The sequence below is a fragment of the Methanosarcina sp. UBA5 genome (assembly GCF_002505485.1).
In the GTDB taxonomy this organism is placed as follows: Archaea; Halobacteriota; Methanosarcinia; order Methanosarcinales; family Methanosarcinaceae; genus Methanosarcina.
Window position 1 is genome coordinate 1 of sequence record NZ_DAVG01000088.1, and the last position, 16,658, is coordinate 16,658.

The window sequence follows — 16,658 nt, forward strand, 5'->3', positions numbered from 1 at the left end:
AATGTTTGCGTTCAAAGCTATAATAGAAACGCAACTTAGTAGAAGCACAACTCGAAAATAAAGAAACCACGAAACGAAGATATAAAAATGGAATACAAACTCTATGAAATCAAGAGAAATTACATTGGGTTTAGAAAGGAAATAAGAGAAGAACAAACACAGAATGAGTGAACTAGCCTCTAAGTAGTCCACAAACATATTCACTAGCCTTTAAAGATTTTCAAAAAGCTAAATAATCAAAGAGTTAAATAACTGTTTTAACTCATTTTCAAAACTCGATTTGTCGTTCAAAATTCAAGATTCAGGAAATCAATTTTGAGTTTTGGAATGAGCTCTATCTGAATCTAATCGCGGCTTTTTAATAAAGTATTTAAAACAATAAAAATTGATAATTCTTAACAGTTTTTCCAGATTCACCAGTCTTAAGATCAGGCAGAGCTATAAATCAAGAACTAAAAAATCAGTTAGGTAAAATTACTTTAGGATCACGGATTTCGGGATTCATTCTTTAAATCAGGGAGCTTGAACCGAATCAGATGATTCCGGAAGAAATTGAAAAATTGTGGGATATGAGATGAAACCGGAAATATATGAGAAAAGCATCGACCTTGCAAGCCAGAAAATGCTCCATAAAGCCGAAGAAGAAGGCATTGAAACCGCTTGGGACAGGTATGAGAAACAACTGCCTCAATGCAGTTTCGGGCAGCTAGGAGTTTGCTGCCGGAATTGTAACATGGGTCCATGCAGGATAGATCCTTTCGGAGAAGGAGCTGAAAAGGGAATTTGCGGCGCTACCGCAGATGTTATAGTTGCAAGGAATCTCCTGAGAACGATTGCCGCAGGTGCAGCAGCTCATTCCGATCATGCAAGAGATGCTGTGTTGACCTTTAAGAAAATGAGTGAAGGAGGAGCTGGAAGCTACAGAATAAAAGATGAAGCGAAACTGTTGTCTCTTGCTTCGGAATATGGGATTTCCTCCGAGGGGAAAAGCCTAGAGGAAGTCGCAGCCAGACTCGCCGACACACTACTTCAAGAATTTGGGAAACAAGACGGACACCTCCTATGTACCAGAAGAGTTCCTGAATCAAGGCTCAAACTCTGGGCCGAGCTTGGAATAGAGCCCAGGGGAATTGACCGGGAAATCGTGGAATGCATGCACAGGACCCATATGGGTGTGGACAATAATGCGGTTCATATCCTGCTGCAAGGACTGCGCACAGGGCTTTCGGACGGTTGGGGAGGTTCAATGATCGCCACCGATGTCCAGGATATACTCTTTGGGACCCCCCAGCCTAGAAGAAGTACCGTTAATCTGGGTGTGCTATCCAGAGATAAAGTAAATGTAATCGTCCACGGGCACGAACCTATTCTCTCAGAAATGATTGTGGAAGCTGCAGAAGATCCCGAGCTTCTTAAACTTGCAAAGGAAAAGGGCGCAGCAGGCATCAACGTTGCCGGGATCTGCTGTACTGGCAATGAGACCCTGATGCGGCATGGAACTCCCATAGCAGGGACCTTCCTTCAGCAGGAACTGGCAGTGATTACAGGCGCTGTGGAGGCTATGGTTGTGGATGTCCAGTGTGTGATGCCCTCGCTTGGAGAGCTTACAGGCTGCTATCACACAAAGTTCATATCTACATCCCCAAAGGCCGATTTTCCCAATACCTTAAGAATGGAATTCCATGAAGACAGGGCTTATGAAACCGCAAAAGAAATCGTAAGGACCGCCGTCGAAAATTTCCCAAACAGGGTTCCGGAAAAAGTTACCATACCTGAAGAGAAGCAGGAATGCATGGTTGGCTTCAGTGCCGAGGCTATCCTCAATGCCCTTGGAGGAAGCCCTGATCCTCTTATTGAGGCGATAAAAGGCGGGGCAGTTCGGGGAATTGGGGCTGTTGTTGGCTGCAATAACGTGAAAGTAACTCACAACTACGGGCATGTCAACCTCGTTAAAGAACTGATCAAAAACAATGTGCTTGTGGTCACAACTGGCTGCAATGCAATTGCCTGTGCAGAAGCAGGGCTACTTTTGCCGGAAGCTTCCGAACTTGCGGGCGATGGGCTGAAAGCCGTCTGTAAAGCTCTTGGAATACCCCCAGTCCTGCACATGGGCTCCTGTGTTGATATCAGCCGTATCCTTGTGCTTTCATCCGCGCTTGCAAATCGTTTGGGTGTGGACATAAGTGATCTTCCAGCAGCAGGAGCAGCGCCTGAATGGATGAGCGAAAAGGCGGTTAGTATCGGGGCTTATGTGGTTTCGTCCGGCGTATTTACCGTGCTCGGGACTGTTCCGGCTGTTCTTGGAAGTCAGGCTGTCACGTCCCTTCTTACAGGAGGCTTGAACAGCGTGGTTGGAGCAAGTTTTGCGGTTGAGCCTGATCCCCTTAAAGCCGCAGACCTGATGCTTGAGCACATTGACGCAAAAAGAAAGGCACTGGGCCTGGACTCTGAGAGATGATTTATTATGAAAGACGTAATGATTCGGTCCGAACGCTGCATGGGCTGTCGCTCCTGTGAAATTGCATGTGCCGTTGCACATTCCGAGAGCAAAAACCTCTTTTCGGCTATAGGAGAAAAACCAGCTCCGAAAAAACGCATCTATCTGGAGCAGGTCCCTGACCTTGGGGTTTCTCTTCCCATCACCTGTCGTCATTGTAAGGATGCACCCTGTGTTTCGGTTTGCCCTACAAAAGCTCTCTACCAGGATAAAAACGCAAGCATTGTAAGTTATGACCAGGACCGTTGCGTAGACTGCTGGACCTGTTCTACGGTATGTTCTCGTTTCAGTTCTCTATATCAATTAATTCTTGTTATGGGCTGCTGGACCAGTTCTATGAATCACAACCGTGGGATAATCAACAGGCAAGCTGAGGCCGGGATAAAATGTGATCTCTGTGAGGGTAGGGGTGTGCCTGCCTGTGTCGAAGCCTGCCCGACACATGCCCTCATCTTTACTGAGGAGAATGAAATTTAAGGAAAAATCAGACTTAACTTTCTTTGGAATTCGCAGGATCAGCAGAATCGTGATGGCGCATCCAATTTCAAGCAATTAGCCTATATACGCCATCGCTTCCTTCCTGGATGATACTTTATAAAGGATTATTGTCATATTAGTGTATATGAATTAAAAAGAAAATTGGGGAGTAGGTATGATTAATAGTTTTTTCATAAAGATAATGGTTGCAACCGACGGTTCGGAACCTGCCAGAAGAGCAGTCGAAACAGCAGTTGAGATTGCAAAAATAAGTGGAGCAAAACTGTATGCTGTGTATGTGATTGCCTCAGGAGGGTTTTCGATACCTTCCTATCCCATGGATGTAGGATGGGAAAGGGCCGCTCTCGAATACTTCAGGACTGAAGGCAAAGAGGCAACGGCTTATGTAGAAAACTCCGGAGAAGCTGCACATGTTGAGGTCGAATCCGTAATTCTGGAAGGGAGTCCTGCGAATGAGATTGTCGATTTTGCAGAAAAAAATGATATTGATCTTATCGTCATGGGCACACTTGGAAGAACTGGAATTGAGAGGTTCCTGCTTGGAAGCGTGGCTGAAAATGTGGTAAGACATTCAAAAAAACCTGTACTTGTCGTAAGGGGGGAAACTGTCTAAATGGGCAGATAAACATAAAAAAGGCAGATAAATATATAAACTTAAAATTTATCGGGGACGGAGTCCTAGATCTTTTCTGGAGAGATTGATTACTTTTCTATACAAATAACTACCAATGATAGGCTTTTTAATCAAAGTACTTGATTTTGCGCTTCCCGTACTTGCAATGATTTTGTGGGGCTTGTGGGTAACAAGCGTACTTGTAGAACTCAGCCTGATGCAGAGATTTTCCGGCCTATAAGCCCAATTTTTGCCTAACACCAACCTGCCCGGTAACCTGTGCTTCAGCTTTCCTGGCGTCAATAGGGTCTACGGTAACTGCAAACAGCATTTTTTCCAGGCAAAAAAGAAAATTGCCTGGAGAATCGGGAGGTCTTACTCTGTGTGATTATGAATGCTACACCTGCTTATTTTTTGGGAACTTTTCACTTACTATATTCCAGTATTCCTGCCTGCACTTGGCCTCGTGGTAGGGAGATTTTATTCAATTGTATTCGTAGTCACTGCAGTATTCAAAACCTTGGTAATTGCAATTGCAAGCAAACTGTTTCTTAAAGGCAATTCCTGCAGAGTCCCTGAATCCCAAACCAGGGAGAAGTTTCCTTGAAAATTGCGGTTAGCGGGCTTTCAGGAAAGAGTTCAGGGCTTTTTTTAAAGATTGCAGGAGTTTACGTTATTGCAACCACGATTATTTTTTTACTTCCGGAACAGGGAGTTTTCGGAATTTTCAGTGTGCTCCCCCTTGCTGAATTTTTTAAAATCCCCACAGGATCAATTGTCCCGCTGACAAGCTATGTAGCTAGCCCGACTCTGGGAATCTTGCTTCTTGGCCCGATGATTCACTCGGGGGAAATTAAAAACATCCAGGCAATGATTGTGCTCATGCTTAGCAGTATGTTCACGTCCCCTATTAAGTATCGCTCCATAATACAGGAGGGTCTATCAGTAGGAGCTTTCGGTGTAAGAGCACAGCATTATGTAAGCTATCGGTGTAAGAGCAACGGTACAGGAAATGGTGATGAAAGAATTGTCAGGAGGAAATTTCTTTAAAAACGCGTGTTCAAAAAAATTGAAAAGGATATTCTGACAGAAAAGAAATTATAAACAAATAACTAAAAATTACTTGTATTAACTTAAGAAAGATATAAAAAATACATTCGTGAACGGGGTTTTTTGGAGGAGGTTAAAATATGTTGGATATAATTATTGTCAATAATATTTGATTTGAGCTTACCCGTTCACCAACCCCCTCTGACGATTAAGCAATATATAAGTGTTCTGGTGCGCAAAAAGATAATACTTTTTTGTGCCAGAATTGCAGGGCATATATTCTACTTCACGGACTTTTTGTCCATATATGGCTAATAAACTATATCAAAACAATAAAATAATATTTAATAATATTATTTAACCTGTTGTATATCAGGGTTGAGGTAATCTTAATCAGTAATAATAAAACTTAAAAACTAACAATTAGCGAAAAAGTAATTTATATACGGTTATGTATCGATATTGGGATAACATGCATTTCCCGGTAATTGTGGACAAATATAGAAAATGCCTGAAGAAGGGAAAGTTTTCGGAGATATAAAAAAGTCTCTACGTAAGATTGTACAATGTAATGTGAAATTGTGATAGAGCTCATCCCAAAACCAATTTTAGTCTCAAAATCAGTGAGAGTTTCAGAACTATTTTTCATAATCCGAAACTCGATTGATTATTTCAAATACGAGAGTTAGAGAAGCAATTTTGAGTTTTGGGATCAACTCATATAAAAGTTATAATGCAAGAATTATAATGTAAAAATAGTAACGTAAAAATTGTAATACCAAAATTGTAATGCAAAAAATATAATCTATAAGTCTTGCGGTGTTAAAATTGGGGGATTTAAATTTGGAAGGCAAAAATTACGAAAAGATAATGATTGCAACCGATGGTTCGAGACAGGTAGAAAAGGCAGTTGAGGCAGCAATTGAGCTTGCTAAGCTTACTGGAGCAAGACTCTATGCCGTATACGTAATTGCCTCAGCGGGCTATACTCCGAGAAATTTCGGGTGGGAGGAGTCACTGAGAAAAATTCTCGAAGCTGAAGCGAAAAAAGCCGTTACTTTTGTTGAAGATGCGGGAAGAGCCTCAGATGTTAAAGTAGAATCTGTAATTCTTGATGGGCACCCTGCAGACAGAATTATGGAATTTGCAGAACAGGAAGGCATGGATCTTATAGTTATGGGCACACTTGGAAGAACCGGGCTTGACAGGTTCCTTCTGGGGAGCATAGCTGAAAAGGTAGTAAGGCATTCAAAAATACCGGTGATGGTAGTAAAAGGCAAAACCACGAAATGAAGATCAGTAACTTTTTAAAATGAACCTTTTCCTAAAAACAGAAGTCTTAATCCTTGAAAATTATTATGTATTATAATAAGGGAATGCCAAATTCTATTGTAATAAAGGAATACCAAAATTACTAACCAGTAAAAATGTTAATTATTAAAAAGAAAGGCCCTTTTAAGAGCCCTTTTAACCAATAACACTCATATTCGAAACCCGAATAGAAGGTGTAATTATTCCTCCGACTTTCCTGACATCAAAGCCTGCCCCTGTGATCTGTTTTAAGAGATCAAAAGCATTGCCCGAAATCATGAGAGATTTTATAGGTTTATCAAGTGCTCCGTCTTTAATTGTGAAGGCATTTCTGGCTTCTACGGAGAAGTCTCCTGAAATTGAGTTTGCCGTATGGGCGCCAATTACTGTATTTACGAAGATCCCGGATTGCGTATCAGCAATAACATCCGTCTGAGGATAATCGACGATAACGTTCCTGAGTCCTACTGAAGGGGGGCTTGTATAAGAAGGCCTTGAGCTGTTTCCTGTACTCTTTAAACCTGCTTTTCCTGCGGTATAACTGTCATAGAGGTAAGTTTCAAGCACACCTTTCTCAATTACGGGGGTGCGCTGTGAAGGAACCCCCTCGTCATCCGAAGCCGAGGTCTCGATTCCTGCTTCAATCAGCCCGTCATCGTAGATGCTGAGTTCCGGCACTGCAAGTTCTTCCCCTACTTTGTTTATCAGGCCTGATCTTCCCTTCTGCACATTATCCGCATCAAGCGAAGGGGCAAACGCTTCCTCAATGATGTCTGAAAAGGCAAACGGATGGAAAATCACATTAGTCTTTTGAGGCTCGATCTTTATTCCGTCGTTGGACTTCAGCGCAAGATCGGCTGCGTTCTTTCCGAGAGCAAAGAAATCAATATCCAGAGAACGGGAAATCCCAAAATCATAGGCCGTAGAGGTCTGCCCGTTTACTGTAATGACATCCACAAAACCGGAAACAGCTGTTGATTCCTCTTCAATTTCTATGCCATTGGTATTCAGAATAAGTTGCTTGCCCTTTGCCCGGGTAAAACCTCCAGATGTCGGAAGTGTGCCTGGAATCTCTTTTGTGCCTTCAATAAGTGCCAGGGCATACTCAATACAGGCTTCTAGTTCTAGAGTCTCGACTTTTTTATCGAAGATACCCGAGACCGAGGGATATTTCCCGTTAGAAGGTAGACTTACCCAATCAGGGTCGCTTTCCCTGACTCTGGCCTCGGCAACCGCCACCTCAACAGCATTTTCAATTTGTGCTGCTGAATTCGTGCTGGCAAAGCCCACGGCTCCGTTTACTATTGCCCGGATTCCTACGCCTTCCGAAAAACGGTCTTTAGCATTCTCAAGGGAGTCTTTTCTAAAATTCACACCTGTTGAGTGATTAGTAGCGTAATAGATTTCAGCTTCTTCAGCCCCTGCTTTTTCTGCAAGTTTGAGGGCTTTTTTTGCAAGCTCGTACATCTTCAGGCACCTCCCACAAGGGCTTTTGAGATAGCCAGATGAGGAGAACCATCTGATACGGATACAAGCTGCCCGGCTTTTCCGCATCTGCCTGCAGTCATTTTCAGGTCGTTGCCCACAAGGGCAACGTGGTTGAGAATCTCAAGAGTTTTGCCTGAGAGAGAAACGTCCCGTAAGAGTTCAGTGAGTTCTCCATTCCTTATCAGATATCCTTTTTCGGCATTAAACTGGAAAATTCCTTCTCCGGTATTTACCTGTCCTCCTCTTGAACCTATGAGATACATCCCGTCTTTTATCTCTTCAAGCATTTCTTCAAACCTGGCATCCCCGTTATCTATGAAGGTGTTGCTCATTCTGACAACGGGCATTGAATAGCCCTGAGCCCTGCAGTTCCCTGGAGTTCCCCCAAGTTTCGCTGCAGTTTCACGGGAATGGAGATAGGAATTAAAAACTCCATTCTTGATTATTTCTGTCCTTTTTGATTTTGCTCCCTCTGCATCAAAAGGATAGTATCCGAACTCGTGCAGCGTAGGGTCATCGATGATTGTAATAAGAGGAGATGCAATCTGTTCTCCTATCCGGTTTTCAAGGATAGAATCACCCTCAAGGACAAGATCAGCCTCAGACGCGTGCCCAACGGCTTCATGGGCAAAGACGCCAGCCAGTTCCTGGTCAAGAATCACGGGCATTTCTCCGCCTTTAGGAGTTTTCGCACTGAGGAGTTCGACTGCGGTATTCCCTGCTTTGCCGGCGAGCTCCAGCACGTTTTCTTTCTCAAAAAGTTCATATCCGTATCCAAAGCGGCTTTCCCTGCCTGCCTGATATACTCCGTTTTCCGAAGCAACTGCCGAAACCGCAAAACCGACATTCATAAGCTCATAAGCACATTCAATACCATCGGAACTCCTGTATTCGACTTTAAATTCGGATTCCAAGTACATTACCTTGGTACTGTTGATGCCCTTTACTTTTGCATTGTTTTCTATGCTTTTTAAAAGATCGACTTTTTCCTCAATAGAGACATCCCTTGGGTCTATTCTGACTTCTGGGAGATTCTTCACTTCCGGAGAATTTATGGCTGCAAGTTCTACGTCTTCCTTGGGGGTACTGGCATTCATAGAAAAAGCAAGTTTTGAGGCCGCCTCAACACCCTGTTTGAGGTCGATATCCCCTTCCACAGACGTATAGCCCCAGGAACCACCACAGAGAGCCCTTACGCCAGCCCCCCGTGTAAAGTTTCTGGATATTTCCTCGATCTTTCCGTTATCCAGAATAATTGAGGTGGAACTGCCCTCAATTACCCTGCAGTCATAAAATTTAATATCCTGCATAATGGTCATGATCAGTTCCTGCACCCAAACAGATTTTTAGCTTGTACAGAAGCGGGTGATACCTCAGGAATATCGAAGCTGAGCCTTGTAATATTTCGCAGTTTTTCGATAATTGAGTTCTTTTTCGGACCTACAAGGCTGTGTTCCATTACCTCCGCAATAGAGGAGACAGGGATAATCTGGATTTTTTCCTTGTATGCCTTTTCGATAAGGACATCTGCCTCGTTTGCCTTCGGGATAATTACTTTCTTAATGCCGGCCCGGGCTGCAGCCTCAATCTTATATGTAACTCCACCTACAGGCAGGACATCTCCCCTGACTGAAAGGGAACCTGTCATTGCCACGGTCTGATCCACAGGAATCTTCTCAATGGCAGATATGACGGCTGTTGCAATGGAAACCGATGCACTATCTCCTTCAACACCTTCGTAGGTCCCTACAAACTGGATATGGACGTCATGTCTGGATATGTCCGTACCTGTCATGTTCTTAATAACGGCAGAGACATTTAACACTGCTTCCTTTGCAATCGTCTTAAGCTTACCTGTTGCTATAATACGCCCTTCGGCTCCGGAAAGTGCCGGAGTGACTTCGGATACTATGGGAAGTACAATTCCGGAATCTCCACCCATGACTGCAAGCCCATTGACCCTGCCCACAGCAGAACCATTTTTGATGAAGGATTCGTATTCCTTACGATGATCTAGGTAACTGTCTGCAAGCTGCTGTTCGATAGACCTTGCAATCTTCTTTGCCGCAAGCACATGATCTGCGGTTGTTACTTGAGCGCCTTCAGAATGAGCAATGTCTCCTGCCACGCGTACAAGTCCACCAAGGTCACGGAGCTTCAGGGTAAGGTGTCCTTTCCTACCTGCCCGTCTTCTGGCTTCCCGGATCACTTCTTCTACTGCACCTTCATCGAAGTGAGGAATATGCCCATCCCTAACGACTTCCTGGGCAACAAAACGGACCATTTTCTTCCGGTTCTCAGGAGTGTCTTCCATGGAATCCTGCATGTATACTTCGTAACCGTAACCTTTTATTCTTGACCTGAGCGCAGGATGCATCTTCTGCACGGCGTCGAGGTTTCCTGCAGACACCATAATAAAATCGCAGGGTACAGGCTCAGTCTTGACAAGAGCCCCTGAACTTCTCTCGGACTGCCCGGTAATCGGGTATTCCTTTTCCTGGAGCGCAGTCAGGAGACTCTGCTGGGATTCCAGCCTGAGAGTGTTGATTTCATCAATAAAGAGCACACCTTTGTGGGCCTTGTGGATATCTCCAGCCTCTACTCTGTCGTGAGCAGGAGTTTCAAGCCCGCCGGACTGGAATGGGTCGTGCCTTACATCTCCAAGCAGAGCTCCTGCGTGAGCTCCGGTTGCATCGATATAGGGTGCGTGCTCTTTGTCATAATTTGAAACCGCCAATTTCGGAATCATCATTTCTTCTTTAGGCAAGAACTGGCGGGTTAACATGAGAATCATAATGCCTGCGATAATGCCCCAGAGTAATTGACCAACAAAATAAGAATAGATGATAATGCCCACAACAAAAAGCATCATGAGCATATTTCTGGCCTGGGCTTTTTTCCTAGCCTCCATTTTGTGAGCCATGACGATTTCTCTGCCCTTCCCGGCGGGAACCTCCCTTATTTTAGGGTTGTTCAGGTCTTCCATATTAGGATATACAAGGATATCCTTGAGCTCTTCTTTTGGAAGAAGTTCTGCCATTGCTTTTGCAAGCAGAGATTTCCCTGTTCCTGGGGTTCCTATCATCATGATATGCCGTCTCTGGCCGGCCGCTTTTTTTACGACTTCTACGGCATGTTCCTGACCCAGCACCTGGTCGATAAGAAGTTTGGGTACATCTATATTAGAAGTATTTTCAAACGAAAAGCCGATGTCAACATCTTCATACGTATCTTGATTGGACTCAGACTCGGCCTTAATTTGATTGGATTCAGGTCCAGTCATACCCTTACCGGACTCCTCCTTCTTCTGATCGGCCGCAGACTTGTCTACATCCTGAACGGGCTCGCCAACATTTTGAGCGGGTTCGTCCATCTTCCCCGAAGACTCGTCTATGTTCTGATTATTATTATACACCATGGTTAGCTCACATATTAGAACGTTATTGAATAGACGTTACTGATCGATATATATACTTGACGTTTTCGAAAAAATAATACATTAGTGATAAAATGATTGGCAAAAAGAGGATGCCACAATAACGAATTCCTCAAGTTACTGTGACCCCGTCCATACTTCTACTAATTATATTAACTTACTGTATATATAATTAACCTGCCAGTGTATATATAATTTCTAGAAATATTTTGTTATATATGATACAAAACTTTTTGTCATTATACTATTTACTAGATTTACATATTTGGCTCTAAAATACAATAGAAAATTTCTCAAATTTATTCTCAATTTAATTTTTAGATAATTTCAACTCTTTTATGCTATCTCCCCTATATATACATTGAGCATTAGTTGCTAATTCAGGCCAGAGCTGCTTAAGAGCTAGTTCAGATCAGTTCAAGGTCAGTACAGAAAATCTCAGATCAATTCAGACCGGTCCAGACCAGTTCAGGCCAGTTCAAGCCAGTTAATAAGTAACTTAGAGGTAATTAGGAGTTAACTTTAAGCTATATCTTGCTGGCTGTCCATAAACCGGTGTCGATAGCTATTTAATAAAACAAGAGGCATTTTTCTCTTATGTCCAGAAGCAAGGTAAACAATCTTATCCTTCTGAAGCAAATTCACACTGCTGTAGCTCAGATTCGAAAAGGCAAGCTGAATAAAGCCCTTGAAACCCTAGATAAAGCCGAAGACTCAGCAAGGAAAGCAAAGTCCACTGACACTGTATATTATATTCTTTTTATGCGCGGAGGCATCTTTTATACTGAGTCAAAATACGATGAAGCCCTCGAAACCTACGAAAAGGCGCTCGAGGCAGGTTCAGAACTCCTTAAAAACGATCCTGAAAATATCAATTACCAGCATTACATAGGCACAACCCTGAGCAATACTGGAAATCTTCTCAAAAGTAAAGGTGAAAATCCGCGAGCTGCCGAATATTATGTCCGTGCTCGCGAGACCTATGCAAACCTCCTGGCAAAAGAGCCTGAAAATACAGTTTTCCGATCTGCTGCCGGCGAGAACATGAACAACTATGCTGCTCTCCTTACGGAGATGGACTCTTTTGAGGAAGCATGCGAAGTTCTCAGGCCAGCGATTGAGCTTTATGAAAAGCTCCTCGAAGAAAAACCAGAAAACTTGGACTATCAAGTCGCACTCTCAGTGGCGCTCGCCCAGCTCGGAAACTGCCTCATCCAGAAGGGCCCAGAGAATTACGAAACTGCAAGGCTGAGCCTTGATAAAGCTCTTGCCATGCAGGAATATCTTCTCGCCCAGCAGCCTGAGAATAGGGATATGAAAGAATCAATTGCTTTTATCCTGGAAAGGCTTGAAAAGCTTGAAAGGCTTTGAGTTATAGGTTGTTTAAGTTATAGATTGTTAAGCTAGAGGTTATCTCCCAAAAACAGCATCATGTGAACATAAAGCAAAATAAACAGGCCTGCAACGACTCCTAGGATAAACTGAAAAGTAAAGTATGAATAAACAACCAGCCCAAGCACAAAGAGGGTAATAATAATGTTTACAAGTCGGACTCTCCTCTTTATTTGGGGATCCTGCGGAGTTCCGGCTTCTTTTTCATCCAGGTAACATTCCCTGAAGTAATTTCTTTCCCTTTTCATGAGGAAATAAAGCCTCAGAATGAGAACATCAATAACTATGCCCCAGAAAAGCTGGCCGATATAGAATGTATAAAAGAGGATAGCTGTGAGAAAGATACTCACAAGCAGGTGGTATATTTTTTCTCGTTTTCGAATTTCAGGAATCTCGATTCTACCCTTCCCCCGAATCTCGATCTTATTCTTACTTCATTTCTCTATTCACATTATTTATCTTTTCCCAAATACTCTTTTTAGATATCAATAAACATCAAATTATTAAAAAAGCTCCGTTTCAAACGGGAAAGAAAACGGTCTAAAACTAAATCCGCGATAACTGTAATCAGCCCTCTGAGCTCGAATTTGTCCACGCGCCGTCTGCGCGTTTTTTCCCTTAATTCAAAGAAATATTTCATATCAGAAGCTCAATTTTTACCAGAGTATACAAAAATTTGACTTCGAATTTACAGCAAATTCGTGACACTGCCGTAATCCATCATATTTAATATATTTTTAGCTATCTTTGTCATAATACATTGAAAATCTTTCTACCGATGCGGACTATGCTTGCGCCTTCTTCTATTGCTATTTGATAATCGTCTGTCATTCCCATTGAGAGATATTGAAGACGTTTATTTAAATGCTTCTCTGATTTATCTTTTAAGTCTTTCAATTCTTTGAAATATTTTCTTGAATCTTCGGGGTCTTCGCTTTTTGGCGGGATTGTCATCAGGCCTTCTAAACTTAAGAATTTGAGGGTTGATATTTGATCCAGAAACTTCAAGAGGTCATTTGGCTCTAATCCGGTGTGTTTTTTTTCGTCGGTCTTCACTTGTATAAGGATTTTCTGGATTGCTTTTTTTTCTTTTGCTGCATCATTTATCTTTTCTGCAAGTTCGTATGAATCAACACTTTCTATCAAGTAGGGATTTAGGTTTACTACTTTTTTTGCCTTGTTTAATTGAAGTGTGCCGATAAAGTGGGTTTTTATCTCAGGTGGAATATATGGGGCTAACTCTTTCATCTGCTGGTAATGGTTGAAGCCGATGTCTGTAATACCTACTTTTATGGCTTCATCGATTTGTATTTTTGATGCATATTTTACTGCGGCGACAAGTGTTACATCAGAGGGGATATTTTTTAAAAGTTCTTTCACATTGTCTTCTATCATATGTTCTCATCGTATGCAGAGATTTTTAGTATTTTGTCTCTTTTATAATTTGTCTCTTTTATAATCAGCGTTTCTGGTCCGAGGTAATTGTCTAAGGTAATTGTCTAATATCTTTTTTTGTATTGAATGAGGCAGTAATCGGTCGTAATATATATTCCTATATGTTATGAAATCTTCGAGTTCGGTAAAGCATACCTTAAATTCCTGATCGACAAGATTCTCTATGAGTGAAAATAAATTAACTATTGACTCTACATCCTGTTTTTTGTGGTGAAGAAAAAGAATACAGAGGCAATCATATTTTACAGAATTTTCGATACACTGCCCATTAAATCGTTAAAACAACAGAAAAATGTTTGAAATTATTTCTTTTTTCAGTATATTATCTTGCACAGGCCGCTCTCCTTCGTCGAGTGTGAAAAGCTCCCATAAAGACGCTACTCTCCAGCACTGGCTAATAAGCAATCAAAAAAACGAAAAAAGGGAGTAAAAACTAATTTTCGCCAAATAACTTCTGTATTGGCTCATCTTGATGTGAATAGATCGAAAATATTTCCCAGCATGCTGCTGTCGGCCTGATAGAATTCGGTGTATTTGCAGCGCTTGCAAGTGACGTGGGTGAATCTCTTGTTCTGGACATCGAAGAGTTTGCTGAGAAAGCCGCCTGTAGTGCGGATCTCGCCTGTTTCGTAGGTAGTGTTTCCGCATTTGGGGCAGATGAAATGAATATCTTTACTCATTTTATGGCCTCCTTATTCTGTTTTAGATAATCTAAAAGGTGGAATACCTTTATTTTTGCGATATTTAATTGTGTTGCAAAAGGTCTAAAAACAGTCATCATTGTAAGAAAAAAACCTGTTTTTAGCTTTGAAGGAAAGCAAACCTGACCGAAAAAAATGTTTGCAGGAAAGAGATATTAAAAAAGAAGATTATTACTGAATAAGAACTATGAAAACAAAACCGATAATTGCAATTGCCCTTCTCATCTCAGCCGTCCTACTAGCTGCTAGAGTGGTTCCCGGAACCAGTGCAGATCAGTTCAAAGAAGGAAAATATATTCACGTTGACAATATAGTGATTCAGTTTGATAAGACTGATGCGACCGTCAATATAGACTACCATCTCAGTCCCTTTGCTCAGGCATATATATCACTTTTTGGCAGCAAAAACCTGGAGCCCAAGATTAAGGAAATCTTTTCAGAATTTCATGAAGTACAGATTCAAAATATAGGAAGATCAAGTGCTTCGCTTCAGATACTAAACGTTTCTAGGGAAGAGGACGGAAACTACCTGTGTGATCCCTATGAATTAGGGGTGCAGTCTGACGTCGTCACCTTTGTTTATCCCCCTAAAGGCACGAAAAAAAGTTACGAAAATGTAAAAGTCACTCCTCCAGTTTTTTATGTACTAAATGAAAAGACGTGATAAAAATTATCTTCTTAACTTTAATTACCCATTTATTCCTTTTTCTTCTGCTTCCCCAACCTTTTCTTCTCCCAACTGCCTTATTTTATTTTACTCATTTGTTATTCAGATAAAACGGTTCTCTTCTCTTTAATATATGTAAGTATCCCAATCTGGCAATTAATTTAAAAACATATCACAAAAAGATAATTTTATTCACATATTAGGAATATATATTTAATAAGAAACCTAATTTTCTTTGATTGCGATGGGAAGATTCAAACTGAAATGTCTAAAGTGCGGAAGAGAATACGGACAGGAATACAGGCTTACATGTGAGAATGATGACTCCTTTTTGCGGGCGGACTACTTTGAAAAAAGGCTGGAACTAAGAAACCAGCCAGGTATTGGAAGGTTCCACTCATGGCTCCCAGTCCAGGAAGAAATTACTACGGACGCAGGGCCTATAACTTACAAAAGTGAAGCCTTTGCTAGAGAACTCGGGCTTTCGAACCTTTATATAGGATTCAGTGGGTACTGGCCCGAAAGGAAGGCTTTCACTAAAACCTGCAGTTTTAAAGAACTCGAAGCCCACCCGACCATGCAGTTCCTTAAAGAAACCGGGGGAAAAGCTCTGGTTCTTGCCTCTGCCGGAAATACAGGTCGGGCCTTTGCGCACGTGTCAGCTTTGACGGGAATCGATGTTTATATTGTGGTGCCGGATTCCGGGGTTTCAAATCTGTGGCTGCCTGAAGAACCCACTAAATCAATTCATCTAATCAGTATGAGTCCAGGAAATGACTATACTGATGCCATCAATCTCGCAGGCAGGATTTCAAAGCTGCCTGGCATGGTTCCCGAAGGCGGGGCGAGAAATGTTGCAAGAAGAGATGGAATGGGCACTGTAATGCTGGATGCAGCAATAACTATAGGGAAAATGCCTGATCATTATTTCCAGGCAGTCGGAAGCGGTACAGGAGGAATTTCGGCATGGGAAGCTGCAATACGTCTCAGGGCAGATGGGCGATTTGGGCAAAAACTCCCGAAACTTCAGCTTGCCCAGAACCTTCCATTTGTTCCCATGTACAACGCCTGGCAGGGAAAAAGAAGAGAAATTATTCCCGAACTTGATATGAAGTATGCAAAGAAACAGATAGAGGAAACTTATGCGACTGTGCTTACCAATCGGGCTCCCCCATATGGAGTTACTGGTGGGCTATATGATGCACTTGTCGATACTGGTGGAATAATGTATGCGATTACCAGAGAAGAAGCCCTTGAAGCTAAGGCCCTTCTCGAATCCCTAGAAGGAATTGATATCCTGCCCCCATCGGCAGTTGCGACAGCCTCCCTGTTAAAAGCTGTGGAAGCAGGAAATGTTGGAAAGGACGAAACTATTCTCCTGAACCTTGCGGGCGGAGGATATAAACGCCTGAAAGAGGACTACACACTTTACCAGATCGAACCGGTAGCTATTGCCAAAAATCCTGATATTCCTTTAGAAGAACTGAAGATCTGAGTCCTAAAAACTCCAAATTCCGAAATCTATGAAAGAAAAAGAAAGCTAAAGAGGC

General features: G+C 42.2%; 15 protein-coding genes. 9 read left to right on the forward strand and 6 right to left on the reverse strand.

All coding sequences use genetic code 11. The annotated features are described in order from the left end of the window. Positions 1-574: 574 nt before the first annotated feature. The 6 genes from cooS to BP621_RS09765 all read left to right on the forward strand — a co-directional run bounded on the left by cooS (position 575) and on the right by BP621_RS09765 (position 5,951). Positions 575-2,458, forward strand: a complete 1,884-nt coding sequence (gene cooS / locus BP621_RS09740; protein ID WP_292389451.1) for an anaerobic carbon-monoxide dehydrogenase catalytic subunit — start codon at positions 575-577, stop codon at positions 2,456-2,458. Between the two features lie 6 nt (positions 2,459-2,464). Further along, a complete protein-coding gene (locus BP621_RS09745; protein ID WP_292389452.1) occupies positions 2,465-2,974 on the forward strand; it encodes a 4Fe-4S dicluster domain-containing protein in 510 nt (169 codons plus the stop codon). Positions 2,975-3,149: 175 nt separating this feature from the next. Continuing rightward, entirely contained in the window at positions 3,150-3,608 is a 459-nt protein-coding gene (locus BP621_RS09750; protein ID WP_292389454.1) for a universal stress protein, read from the forward strand. A gap of 115 nt (positions 3,609-3,723) precedes the next feature. Further along, positions 3,724-3,849, forward strand: coding sequence for a hypothetical protein (locus BP621_RS09755; RefSeq protein WP_292389455.1), 126 nt, complete (start codon positions 3,724-3,726; stop codon positions 3,847-3,849). A gap of 362 nt (positions 3,850-4,211) precedes the next feature. Beyond that, positions 4,212-4,658, forward strand: coding sequence for a hypothetical protein (locus tag BP621_RS09760; RefSeq protein WP_292389457.1), 447 nt, complete (start codon positions 4,212-4,214; stop codon positions 4,656-4,658). A gap of 843 nt (positions 4,659-5,501) precedes the next feature. After that, positions 5,502-5,951, forward strand: coding sequence for a universal stress protein (locus tag BP621_RS09765; RefSeq protein WP_292389458.1), 450 nt, complete (start codon positions 5,502-5,504; stop codon positions 5,949-5,951). Positions 5,952-6,125: 174 nt separating this feature from the next. Here the strand turns inward: BP621_RS09765 and BP621_RS09770 are convergent, their stop codons facing one another. Genes BP621_RS09770 through lonB form a run of 3 tightly spaced genes read right to left on the reverse strand, consistent with a single transcriptional unit; the run spans position 6,126 to position 10,875 of the window. Continuing rightward, positions 6,126-7,436 (reverse strand): TldD/PmbA family protein, encoded by a 1,311-nt coding sequence (locus BP621_RS09770; protein ID WP_292389459.1) that lies wholly within the window; start codon positions 7,434-7,436, stop codon positions 6,126-6,128. Between the two features lie 2 nt (positions 7,437-7,438). Beyond that, positions 7,439-8,776: a TldD/PmbA family protein gene (locus tag BP621_RS09775; protein ID WP_394339301.1), complete on the reverse strand. Its 1,338-nt coding sequence runs from the start codon at positions 8,774-8,776 to the stop codon at positions 7,439-7,441. Between the two features lie 2 nt (positions 8,777-8,778). Further along, positions 8,779-10,875 carry an ATP-dependent protease LonB gene (gene lonB, locus BP621_RS09780; RefSeq protein ID WP_292389460.1) on the reverse strand — a complete coding sequence of 699 codons (2,097 nt, stop codon included), beginning with the start codon at positions 10,873-10,875 and terminating at the stop codon, positions 8,779-8,781. A 615-nt stretch (positions 10,876-11,490) separates the two neighbouring features. On the opposite strand from lonB, the gene BP621_RS09785 reads away from it, so the two are divergent. Then, on the forward strand, positions 11,491-12,264 hold the full coding sequence (locus BP621_RS09785; protein ID WP_292389461.1) for a tetratricopeptide repeat protein: 774 nt from the start codon (positions 11,491-11,493) through the stop codon (positions 12,262-12,264). 32 nt (positions 12,265-12,296) lie between these two features. Here BP621_RS09785 and BP621_RS09790 read toward each other — a convergent pair whose 3' ends face one another. From BP621_RS09790 to BP621_RS09800, 3 genes are all read right to left on the reverse strand, one after another. Further along, entirely contained in the window at positions 12,297-12,635 is a 339-nt protein-coding gene (locus tag BP621_RS09790) for a hypothetical protein (protein WP_292389462.1), read from the reverse strand. Positions 12,636-13,035: 400 nt separating this feature from the next. Continuing rightward, positions 13,036-13,680, reverse strand: coding sequence for a YggS family pyridoxal phosphate-dependent enzyme (locus tag BP621_RS09795; protein WP_292389464.1), 645 nt, complete (start codon positions 13,678-13,680; stop codon positions 13,036-13,038). A 524-nt stretch (positions 13,681-14,204) separates the two neighbouring features. Further along, the gene (locus BP621_RS09800) at positions 14,205-14,420 is read right to left on the reverse strand and encodes a zinc ribbon domain-containing protein (RefSeq protein ID WP_292389466.1); all 216 of its coding nucleotides are present in this window, start codon (positions 14,418-14,420) and stop codon (positions 14,205-14,207) included. Between the two features lie 208 nt (positions 14,421-14,628). Here BP621_RS09800 and BP621_RS09805 point away from each other — a divergent pair, with 208 nt between their 5' ends. Next, positions 14,629-15,105: a hypothetical protein gene (locus tag BP621_RS09805; RefSeq protein WP_292389467.1), complete on the forward strand. Its 477-nt coding sequence runs from the start codon at positions 14,629-14,631 to the stop codon at positions 15,103-15,105. Between the two features lie 247 nt (positions 15,106-15,352). After that, positions 15,353-16,603, forward strand: a complete 1,251-nt coding sequence (locus BP621_RS09810) for a cysteate synthase (protein ID WP_292389468.1) — start codon at positions 15,353-15,355, stop codon at positions 16,601-16,603. The last annotated feature ends 55 nt before the right edge of the window (positions 16,604-16,658 follow it).

Coding starts and splice junctions, on each gene's coding strand:
- BP621_RS09755 (WP_292389455.1), top strand. CDS start 3,724: ATGATAGGCTTTTTAATCAAAGTACTTGATTTTGCGCTTCCCGTACTT.
- BP621_RS09805 (WP_292389467.1), top strand. CDS start 14,629: ATGAAAACAAAACCGATAATTGCAATTGCCCTTCTCATCTCAGCCGTC.
- BP621_RS09795 (WP_292389464.1), bottom strand. CDS start 13,680: ATGATAGAAGACAATGTGAAAGAACTTTTAAAAAATATCCCCTCTGAT.
- cooS (WP_292389451.1), top strand. CDS start 575: ATGAAACCGGAAATATATGAGAAAAGCATCGACCTTGCAAGCCAGAAA.
- BP621_RS09785 (WP_292389461.1), top strand. CDS start 11,491: ATGTCCAGAAGCAAGGTAAACAATCTTATCCTTCTGAAGCAAATTCAC.
- BP621_RS09800 (WP_292389466.1), bottom strand. CDS start 14,420: ATGAGTAAAGATATTCATTTCATCTGCCCCAAATGCGGAAACACTACC.
- lonB (WP_292389460.1), bottom strand. CDS start 10,875: ATGGTGTATAATAATAATCAGAACATAGACGAGTCTTCGGGGAAGATG.
- BP621_RS09770 (WP_292389459.1), bottom strand. CDS start 7,436: ATGTACGAGCTTGCAAAAAAAGCCCTCAAACTTGCAGAAAAAGCAGGG.
- BP621_RS09745 (WP_292389452.1), top strand. CDS start 2,465: ATGAAAGACGTAATGATTCGGTCCGAACGCTGCATGGGCTGTCGCTCC.
- BP621_RS09750 (WP_292389454.1), top strand. CDS start 3,150: ATGATTAATAGTTTTTTCATAAAGATAATGGTTGCAACCGACGGTTCG.
- BP621_RS09810 (WP_292389468.1), top strand. CDS start 15,353: ATGGGAAGATTCAAACTGAAATGTCTAAAGTGCGGAAGAGAATACGGA.
- BP621_RS09775 (WP_394339301.1), bottom strand. CDS start 8,776: ATGACCATTATGCAGGATATTAAATTTTATGACTGCAGGGTAATTGAG.